The 7,936-nt window shown below is 60.5% G+C and carries 7 protein-coding genes; 4 read left to right on the plus strand and 3 right to left on the minus strand.

Features of this window, described 5'->3' with window-relative positions; translation table 11 throughout:
- On the plus strand, nucleotides 1–572 hold a 572-nt coding region (locus A1355_RS07710; protein WP_331710114.1), incomplete at its 5' end, for an alpha-isopropylmalate synthase regulatory domain-containing protein.
- Here the strand turns inward: A1355_RS07710 and A1355_RS07715 are convergent.
- Both A1355_RS07715 and A1355_RS07720 read right to left on the minus strand, forming a co-directional pair.
- The gene (locus tag A1355_RS07715; protein WP_064026686.1) at nucleotides 553–1,101 is read right to left on the minus strand and encodes a uracil-DNA glycosylase family protein; all 549 of its coding nucleotides are present in this window, start codon (nucleotides 1,099–1,101) and stop codon (nucleotides 553–555) included. The genes A1355_RS07710 and A1355_RS07715 overlap by 20 nt on opposite strands.
- Nucleotides 1,102–1,154: 53 nt before the next feature.
- Nucleotides 1,155–1,922, minus strand: a complete 768-nt coding sequence (locus A1355_RS07720) for an exodeoxyribonuclease III (protein ID WP_064026688.1) — start codon at nucleotides 1,920–1,922, stop codon at nucleotides 1,155–1,157.
- Between the two features lie 601 nt (nucleotides 1,923–2,523).
- Between A1355_RS07720 and A1355_RS07725 the strand changes: the two genes are divergently transcribed.
- The 3 genes from A1355_RS07725 to A1355_RS07735 all read left to right on the plus strand — a co-directional run bounded on the left by A1355_RS07725 (nucleotide 2,524) and on the right by A1355_RS07735 (nucleotide 7,533).
- Nucleotides 2,524–4,911: a TonB-dependent receptor plug domain-containing protein gene (locus tag A1355_RS07725; RefSeq protein WP_082885429.1), complete on the plus strand. Its 2,388-nt coding sequence runs from the start codon at nucleotides 2,524–2,526 to the stop codon at nucleotides 4,909–4,911.
- 286 nt (nucleotides 4,912–5,197) lie between these two features.
- Nucleotides 5,198–5,632 (plus strand): putative lipoprotein, encoded by a 435-nt coding sequence (locus A1355_RS07730; protein WP_064026690.1) that lies wholly within the window; start codon nucleotides 5,198–5,200, stop codon nucleotides 5,630–5,632.
- Between the two features lie 47 nt (nucleotides 5,633–5,679).
- Nucleotides 5,680–7,533, plus strand: a complete 1,854-nt coding sequence (locus tag A1355_RS07735; protein WP_064026693.1) for a hypothetical protein — start codon at nucleotides 5,680–5,682, stop codon at nucleotides 7,531–7,533.
- Nucleotides 7,534–7,745: 212 nt separating this feature from the next.
- On the opposite strand, the gene A1355_RS25660 is transcribed toward A1355_RS07735, so the two are convergent.
- A partial coding sequence (locus tag A1355_RS25660; protein WP_197471744.1) for a hypothetical protein occupies nucleotides 7,746–7,936 on the minus strand: 191 nt, incomplete at its 5' end.

The raw sequence follows: 7,936 nt of genomic DNA on the forward strand, positions 1-7,936 counted from the left end.
CGGCCGACGTCGGCCGTGGCTACGACGCGGTGATCCGGGTCAATAGTCAGTCCGGCAAGGGCGGCGTCGCCCATTTACTGGAACGCCATTACGGCGTCGTTTTGCCGCGCCGCTTGCTGGTTGAATTCGCTCAAATCGTACAGCAACACGCCGACGTTGCCGGCGGCGAAATCGGCCACGAGTTAGTTTGGCGCTTGTTGCGCGAGGCGTATTTAGAGGCGAGCGAACCGTTGCAATATGTCGGGCATCGTTTGACCGATACCGCCGACGGCCAGCGGGTCGAACTGGGTGTACGATGGCACGGGGAAGATCGCCATTTGACCGGCGAGGGTAACGGCCCTCTGGATGCGGCGGTTGCGGCGGTGGCGGTGTTGGGCTACACGCTCACTGTGCGTAGTTACGAGGAACGTTCGCTAGGCGTCAGCCGGCACGGCGGCGACGCCCGCGCTTGCGCCTTCGTCGAACTGGCCGGGCCGGACTCGCGCACTGGCTACGGCGTCGGCATCGACGACAACTTGGTCACGGCCTCGCTCAAGGCGCTGGTCAGCGGTATCAATCGTTTGGTCGGATAGCTTGCCAGGCCGGATGGCGCTCGATCGCGGCCAGCGCTTTCGTCAACAGGCCGATGCCCGGCTCGGTGCGGTGCCAGGTCGAGGCGCCGGAGGGATGCGGTAGCGGGATCAGGTCGGCGGCGTGGCCGTAGGCTTCGATCCGATATTGTTCGCCGATGATCGCACTGAGCTTGTCCGCCTTCAGCCATTGCCGGATCGCCAGTTTTCCGACCGGAATAAGCAGGTGCGGCCGTAACAGCTCGATTTCGGCGCGCAGCCACGTCGAACAATGGTCGATTTCGGCGGGGCTCGGCACCCGGTCGCCGCCGCTGGCCTGCTTGCCGGGGAAGCAGCGGCACACCGCCGCTATGTACACCCGTTGCCGAACCTGCTCTTCGTTTAGGCCCAAGCGGCCAAACCAGCCGAATAAGGTTTTGCCGGCGGTCCAGGCGAACGGTTTGCCGAACTGGCCTTCCTTACCGCCCGGCGCTTGGCCGATCAGCATCACCTTCGACATCACCGGCTGACAACAAACCACCGGGCCGACCATGTCCGGACAGCGCCGGCACGCCAATAAGGCTGCCCTATGCGCGTGCAGCGCGCTCAAGCCAGTTGAAGGTCGATGCCGACCGGACAATGGTCGGAGCCGGTAATCTCCGGCAGAATGAAAGCACTTTGGATGCCGGGCAGCAACGGCTCGCTGGCCAACAGGTAATCGATCCGCCAACCGATGTTCTTTTCGCGGGCGTTGGCGCGGTAACTCCACCAACTGTAGGCTACTTCGTCAGGATGGAAATGGCGGAAGCTGTCGACCAGACCGCGCGCCAGAATGCCGCCGAAGCCGTCGATCTCGGCCTGGGTGTAGCCGGCCGACTTGTTGTAGTTGGCTTTGGGCCGGGCAATGTCGATGGCTTGGTGGGCGACGTTGAAGTCGCCGCCGACGATGACCGGCTTGCGGCTTTGCAAGTCGGCCAGATAATCGCCGAAGGCACGATCCCAGGTCTGCCGGTATTCCAGCCGGGACAGCCCGTCGCCGGAATTGGGTACGTAGACGTTGACCAAATAAAAGCCTTCGTACTCTGCGGCGATGACCCGGCCTTCCAGGTCGTGCTCGGCTTGGCCGATGTCGCGCAGAATCTGCAATGGCTCCCGTCGGCATAGCAGCGCGACGCCGGAATAGCCCTTGCGTTCGGCCGAGTTGGCGTGAACGTGGTAACCGGCTATGCCGGCCAAGGCTTGGGCGACCTGGTCTTCCTGGGCCTTGGTTTCTTGGAGCAATAGGCAATCGGCGTCGATTCGAGCCAGGGTTTCGGCAAAACCTTTGCCTTGCACGGCACGGATGCCGTTGACGTTCCAGGAGACGATTTTCATCGGTAAATAGCCAGGGCGGTTGAAGACCGGCCTATTTTAAGGGCTGTAGCGGGCGGAAGCCAGGCGGAAGTGGCATGGCCTAGCCTAGCTTCGGCTTGTCGGCGGTCCATCGGTCTCGTCGATTCGGGTTGTGCAACGCGCTTCGTCTGACAATCACAAGGTAGCCAGACTTTTTGTTTCTTCAGGGTGGCGACATGCGGCATATTGGTTTAATATTAGAAAATATTAATATACAAATATAGCGATACGTTCCTGCCGTTGCATTATTGCAACCAGCGGCTAGTCGTCGGCGACGCGACGCTAGGCAAGCTGTCGGCCTATTTATAGCGTTAGTGTGTCTTATTGTCGCAGGAGGAGGTTTTTGAATGAAATTACGTTAAAAACGTGTGGAAATTCGCCAGTAATCGGCTAACGTTAGTTTAAGGCAGCTTTAGCTGTCCGATTGTCTTCACCCCGCCCGGCGGCAAGTGGAGACCGCTTTATGCCAATCGTTTGGGAACCACGCGGACGCGTCATCCAAAACTCATCATTAGACGTGGATTCCGTCGCGATTTGACGCGAGACAGCCGCTGTTTCCAGGCCCCGAGACAAGGACCAGATCATGAACATTCCAGCTTATCCATCTCCCGTTCATTGTGATTCGCAACGTAAAACCTCACGGAGATTATTCCCGGCCGCACTGGGTATCTCACTCGGCTTGTTACCGCTAGTCGCGACGGCCGCGGAAACCGTCGCCGAACCGGTAATGCCCGGCGAGACCGTGCTCGAACAAGTTATCGTCACCGACAAATTCCCCAGCGTCAAAGCCTTGAACGCCTCGGAAATGGAAGCCGACATCGTCACCAGCAAGCGCGCCGCGATCAGCGACACCGCCAAACTGTTGGAAGACACGCCCGGCGTCAGTCTGTACGGCGCCGGGGGCGTGTCCAGCCTGCCGGCGATTCACGGCTTGAACGACGACCGGGTCAAGATCGACATCAACGGCATGACCTTGACCGCCGCCTGCGCCAACCACATGAACCCGCCGCTGTCCTACATCGACCGCAGCAATATCGGCAAAATCACGATCCTGACCGGGATTGCGCCGGTCAGCCTCGGCGGCGACAGTTTGGGCGGGACTATCTCGGTGAAAACCCCGGACCCGGTGTTTGCCGAACCGGGCAAGGACATACTGCTGGAAGGGAGTGCCTCGGCGTTTTACCGCAGCAACGGCGACGCGTTCGGCGGCAGCATCGCCGCCGCGGTGGCCAACCAATACGCTCGGCTGGAATACACCGGTTCGCACACCGAGAGCATGAATTACAACGACGGTAACGGCAACATCGTCAGTTCCACCGCCTACGAAAACCAAAACCACTCGGCGGCGCTGTCGTTCAAATTCGACAAGCATTTGCTGGTGATACGCGGCGGCCAGCAGCATATTCCGTTTCAGGGCTTTCCCAATCAACGGATGGACTTGACCAATAACGACAGCATCTTCGGCAATATCAGCCACAAGGGCGAATTCGACTGGGGCACGCTGGAAAGCCGGTTTTACTACGAAAGCACCCAGCACAGCATGGACATCGGCGAGGACAAGCACAATCACTTCCTGGACGGCAGCGTCTCCGGCGGCGCCTTCGCACCACCCAACGACCGGATGCCGATGGAAACCCGCGGTCGCAATCTGGGCTATAAAATCATGGCCGAGATTCCGTTCAACAAACGCGACACCTTCCGGGTCGGCAACGAATTTCACGGCAATAAAATCAACGATTATTGGCCGGCGGTGCATGGCGATACCGCCATCGCGGCCAACAACAACGATGCCCGTAGCGCTTACTGGATGATGGCGCCGGAAGCGATGTTGAACATTCACAACGGCGTGCGCGACCGAGTCGGTTTTTTCGGCGAATGGGAAGCGCGTTGGGACGATCATTGGAAGAGCTTGCTGGGCTTGCGTTACGACCACACCAACATGAATGCCGAAAACGTCCACCCTTATAATCCCGACCTGTTGAATACCGGGCCGACGTTCTCGATAGACCGGGCCGGCGCGATCACCGCGCTGAACGCCGCGAATGCCTTCAATGCCCGCGACAAGGAGCGCAATTTCGACACCTACGACATCACGGCCCTATTGCAATACACCCACAACGATATGAGCCAGTTCGAATTCGGTTACGCCCGCAAAAACCGGATGCCGAACATGTACGAGCTTTACACTTGGGGGCCGCGCAAAATGGACATGGCAATGATAGGCTGGTTCGGCGACGGCAACGGCTACACCGGCAATCTGAATCTGACCGAGGAAACCGCCCATACCGTCAGCCTGACCGCCGCCTTTCACGAACCGGCCAATAACTTGTGGGAAATCAGCGCCACGCCGTACATCAGCTACGTCAATAACTTTATAGACGCCGACCGCTGCTCCGGCACGCCGGGTACCGCGGCCGGTTGCGGTACGGCCCCGCAAACCGCGACCAATAGCTTCGTCTACCTGAAGTTCGCCAACCACGATGCTCGCTTGTGGGGCGTGGATGTCTCAGGCCGGACCCGCTTGTATAAAGACAATAACGTGGGCGAATTCGCTACTCACACCACGATGAGTTATGTGCGCGGCGAACGCATGGACGGCGGCAATCTCTATCACATCATGCCGTTCAACATGAAGTTGAGCCTGGATCACCGTTTGCAAAGCTGGCAAAGCGCGATCGAAATGCAGTTTGTCGACGGCAAGGACGATGTGCAGGCCATCCGCAACGAAACCACCACGCCGTCCTACATCCTGTTGAACGCCCGCACCGGTTACGAATGGGGCAAGGTCCGCTTCGACATCGGTCTGGATAACGTGCTGGATAAGCAATACTACCAACCGCTGGCCGGCAGCTATTTGGGAGACCGTTACGGCATGAACCCGACCGCCGCATCCAACGTCACCGTGCCGTGGGGCCGCAACGTGGCCGGCCTGGGCCGCTCGGCTTACGTCGGCGTCACGATCCGATACTAAGGCCGGCGACACTCTTTTTTAGTTGCCGTAACAGTTCGAATAGCCCCTCCGGGAGCAATGTCGTTCAGTTTTAAGCCGTTCGCTGAATGGAGTCGAAGTGAACGGCTGGCTTCGACTCCGCTCAGCCAGCGGCTTATGGTTCAGCCAGCCGCTGGCGTTGGCACCGATCGAAACGCGCGAATAGCCAAAGGTTCACCGGCTCCCGCGACTTTCACCAGAGGGCTTAAATCCTGCCGAGCCAACCGGTATACTGGCGGCCACTCCGGCAATCTGGGATGACCCGCAAATGACACCCGTAAAAGCATTGATTTTGTCCAGCCTGACCGCCTGCCTGTTGGCAGCCTGTTCGTTCTCCGACAGTTCGAAAAGCTCGTCGGACAGCTCCGGCAGCGTATCCGATATGGCGTCCAGCCCGATCAGCTCCAGTTCCGACTCGTCGCGCACCGACCAGGAAAAGTTCGAAGACTCGGTCGCCGACTACACCGCCGAATTCGTGGTCGGCTCGTCCGGCTCGCTGGATACCTTCCGCGCCCACGTCGGCGAACTGGCCGACAAATACGGCATCAGCAACTGGGAAGCCGACCGTCATAGTTATCTGGGCATAGGCCGCGGCTTGAAAAAAGCCGATCTCGGCAAGCCGCAAATCTCCGCCTTCACCGAAAGCCTGAGCGGCAAGGACCCGATGAAGCAGCAGGCGATCGAAGACGGGCTGAAAAAATAAATCGCCGCGACGTTGGCTTAAGCCGCCGCCGAAGCTGGGCGGCGGCATTGATCTGCCTGGCAATCGCCGCGCCGGCAGCGGCGCGCGAGTTCGAGTTTCTGTACATCGAAGCCAACGAAGGCAGCGCCAGCGGCGGCCACGCCGCGCTTCGCCTGGACGACGCGGTCTATCACTTTCAGCATGTCGAACCGGGCTGGCTGCGCCTGTACCGCGACGATTTCGCCGCCTTCCGTTTTGCCTACGGCTTTCAAGAAAACCGCGCCATACACAGCCACCGCATAGCCGTATCCGAAGGGTTTTTCCAGGACTTGCAACAAGTCTTCAACCGCACGCAATTGATACAGACCCAGCATTTCGACCGCTTGCGCGCGCTGGCGGCCGACCGCGATTTGCTGCAAGGATTGCTCGAACCGGAGGAGGTCCGGCCGAGTTTGGCGTTGAAGGCCTTGGGCTATTTTCTGGAACGCTACCGCCCAGCCCAAGCGATGCCGGCGGATCGGCCCAGTCCGCGTCTGGCCGAGTTGCGGCAACTCGCGGCGGACCGTTACGGCGCGGACTTTTTAGCTGCCAAACGGCGGCGGATTCGCGAACAACTGCATGCACTGACGCCGGCCCGGCCCGCGCAAAATCCGCCAATCTCCGCCGAACGCTTCGAGGTCGGCGAACTTAGCTTCGGACAACGTTACGAAAACCAACTGCTGAATCTGGCCGCGCTCGACGTGTTGCAAGCCGGTCTGTCGCCGCGCCCGGAGACGCTGTTGCGGGCGCATCTGCCCGAATTCGCTTTGAGCCCGCCGCAAATCCAGGCCTTGAACCGCTTTCGGGAAAACTTGATCGCCGACCTGTTGGCCTTGCTCGATAGCCGGCGGCCGGATTGGGGTTATCCGCTGTTGGTCGGCATGGCCAGACTGCACGCGTTGGATGCCAGCATCGCGTCCGGCGAACTGACCGTGTTGGATCGCAGCCTTCAGCGGGAATCCGCGCCGGCCTTGGCCGAAGCGGATTTACCGGTCGCGTTGCAATACGGCCGGGCCTTGCTCGCCGCCGCCAGCCGCCGTTTGACGGACGGCGAGGCGCTGGACGAACGCGGTTACGCCGAAATCGAACGCGGCGCCACCGCACTGCTGCAAGTGGCGGAGCCGCTGCGGCAAACGCCGCCCAAACCGTTGGCGGTACTGACAGCCACGCCGGCTAAGCCCGCCGCCGCCGAATTGCTCAGCTTGCCGCTGGCAACGGAGCAACTGGCGGCCGAGCTGGCGCTGGCCGAACGGCGCCTGAACCAATACCGCGCGCAACTGACCGAGTTGTACCGTTACGACCTGCTCGGCCGCAATTGCGTGACCGAGCTGTTTCGGATGCTCAACGCCACGGTCGGCCGAACCGGCGGCGCGAGATCGGCCGAGGCGCTGGCCGATGCCTCGCGGACGCTGCTCGGCGGCTATCTGGACGACAGCGGCGCCAACCGGATTCCGTTCGCGGCTTACGACAGCGTTGGCGCCAGCTACCGGGTAGTTGCCAGCGAGCGCCTACCGCCGTATCGCGAACGCCAACTGAACCGCCAATACCAAACCGAGCCGGCCTGGCGGGTGGCGTTACGCGAATCCAATGCGCTGACTTCGACGGTGTACGCTTGGCATGGCAACGACGCGGTCTTCGTGTTTTTCACCCAGGATGCGGTCTGGCCCCGCCCCTTGCAAGCCGGCTTCAATCTGGCCGCCGCCGGCGGACAGGCGGCGCTCGGTTTGTTGAGCTGGCCCTGGGACAGCGGCCGAAATCTACTCAACGGCCTCAAGGGCGCCGCCGTCACCCTACCCGAACTGGTGTTTTTCAACATCCGCAAAGGCTCGTTTCCCGGTTTGTTACCGGACGCCGATGCGCTCGCCGACGCGGCGGCGGAGTGAGCGGATCAGCCTAGAAAAATCAGTCGAGCATTCCAAACCCCGTTCCGAGCCCAGTCGATGGGTGGGCGGGATTTGGAATGCTCGCCAAATGGGTGAGGTTTAATATCCGTTCGTGCTTCGACAAACTCGGCACGAACGGATTGACGCGTTCGAACGGTTTTTTTTGGATCAGCGGTTAGCCTAGGTTTGCGTCGAGCGGCTGCTTAGACTCGTTATTGACAACTGCCGTCGTAGGCGCACGAGATATAGCACTCGGCCGGCGTGCCCAGGCTGGTGTAGTCCGACACCCCGTCGATCGTGCACTCCACGCCGTATATCCAGCCGTTAGCCCCATCGATATACACCTCGCCGCCAAGTATGTCGCGACCCGTTGCCAAAACGACGGCGGCGAGGTGTATATCGA

Origin of the sequence: Methylomonas koyamae, assembly GCF_001644025.1 — a bacterium.
In the GTDB taxonomy this organism is placed as follows: domain Bacteria; phylum Pseudomonadota; class Gammaproteobacteria; order Methylococcales; family Methylomonadaceae; genus Methylomonas; species Methylomonas koyamae_A.

Bases quoted from the DNA above. Each gene is read 5' to 3' on its own strand.
- A1355_RS07715 (WP_064026686.1), bottom strand. From the start codon at position 1,101: ATGGTCGGCCCGGTGGTTTGTTGTCAGCCGGTGATGTCGAAGGTGATG.
- A1355_RS07730 (WP_064026690.1), top strand. From the start codon at position 5,198: ATGACACCCGTAAAAGCATTGATTTTGTCCAGCCTGACCGCCTGCCTG.
- A1355_RS07725 (WP_082885429.1), top strand. From the start codon at position 2,524: ATGAACATTCCAGCTTATCCATCTCCCGTTCATTGTGATTCGCAACGT.
- A1355_RS07720 (WP_064026688.1), bottom strand. From the start codon at position 1,922: ATGAAAATCGTCTCCTGGAACGTCAACGGCATCCGTGCCGTGCAAGGC.